This is a genomic window from Oligella sp. HMSC05A10, assembly GCF_001808335.1.
Taxonomy (GTDB): Bacteria; Pseudomonadota; Gammaproteobacteria; order Burkholderiales; family Burkholderiaceae_B; genus Oligella; species Oligella urethralis.
On the sequence record NZ_KV792909.1, the window covers coordinates 1 to 760 of the forward strand.

At 33.6% G+C, this 760-nt stretch carries 1 protein-coding gene; it reads right to left on the bottom strand.

The features are described 5' to 3' along the window. Window positions 1-105: 105 nt before the first annotated feature. Window positions 106-468, bottom strand: coding sequence for an ATP-binding protein (locus tag HMPREF3144_RS05095; RefSeq protein ID WP_052043740.1), 363 nt, complete (start codon window positions 466-468; stop codon window positions 106-108). Window positions 469-760 lie beyond the last annotated feature (292 nt).

Consider the following 760-nt stretch of genomic DNA (forward strand, 5'->3'; position numbering starts at 1 on the left):
AAAGGAAGTTACACAAAATTATTTACAGGCTCAGAAAAGAATCTGAACCTAATCTAATCTAACAGACATCCATTAAAAACGAGTAACTGTCAGATCAGGAAGAAATTAGTACAATTTATATTTAGTTCCTCTTCCTGAACCAATTTTTTCAACATGTCCCTTTTCGATTAGCCCTTTAAGCAGACTCAAAACTTTATCTTTTCCAAAACCAGTCAACTCAGAAATTTCGCTACTTGAGAGTACGAACCCATTTGCCAGCTTATCAAATACCTTTTCTTCATCCATTGTGAAATTATTTGTTTTATTTACTGTTGGCAAAATGGTCACAACAGTATTTTCACTCACATCAAAGAAAGGTTGATTCTGTATATCAGAATAGGCCTTTTTAATTCTTAAGATTCCTGTTCCAAACTTTTCAATAATATCAAGCCTAAAAAATACATTGGCAATTATTGGATTTCTAAGCATAGAGCATCGATGGGTTCACCGACCTCAGCTCGCTTTAACAAGGCGATAACTTGCTCATTTCTCTTACGTTACTCATCATAAGACGCCTAACTAAAAAATAGTAGTAAAAGAAAATTCTACAGTTGAGCTGTGTTAATTTAGAGGATGGTTACCGGGCTGTTATAAAAACCATTAACTCTCATATTCTAACTCCCCTCATTTTGATTAATAAAAAGACGATATCTCTATCGTCTTGAATCTTATCTTTTTCTATTCTTCTTGTATGACCCCCATTTTTAGGAACACCTTTTAG

Excerpts from the sequence above, each read along its gene's own strand:
- HMPREF3144_RS05095 (WP_052043740.1), bottom strand. The coding sequence starts at position 468 with ATGCTTAGAAATCCAATAATTGCCAATGTATTTTTTAGGCTTGATATT.